This is a genomic window from Pseudomonas sp. 06C 126, assembly GCF_001855215.1.
Lineage (GTDB): Bacteria > Pseudomonadota > Gammaproteobacteria > Pseudomonadales > Pseudomonadaceae > Aquipseudomonas > Aquipseudomonas proteolytica.
Genome location: NZ_MIFU01000050.1, coordinates 1 through 331, shown reverse-complemented (window position 1 = coordinate 331; position 331 = coordinate 1). Strand labels below are relative to the sequence as shown.

General features: G+C 55.3%; 1 protein-coding gene. It reads right to left on the bottom strand.

The features are described from left to right. Positions 1-331: immunoglobulin-like domain-containing protein (locus BHC62_RS06570; RefSeq protein ID WP_143007496.1), on the bottom strand; the 331-nt coding region annotated here is incomplete at both ends.

The following is a 331-nucleotide window of genomic DNA, read 5'->3' as shown; positions in this document are numbered from 1 at the left end:
GGTACCAACGGTTTCACCGGCTTTGATGGTGATGGTTTGCTTGTTGTCGAGGGTCAGGGTGACGTCAGTGTCAGCCTTGTTGCTCAAGGTGGCGGTGTAGGTGATTTTTCCACCTTCGTTGACGGCGTCTGGTGCGGTCAAGGTGACGGTGGTGGTGTTGTCGGTGCCCGGTGTGTCGGTTACGACGGTGGTGACTTTGTCAGTACCAGGGACCAGATTTTCAAAGTGCTCACCACCGGTGACTTTTTCGATGCCGGTCGTAACAGTCTGGTCGCCTTTGTATACGTCGTCTGGCGCTACAGCCGAAACAGTACCGCTCGACTCGTTCACA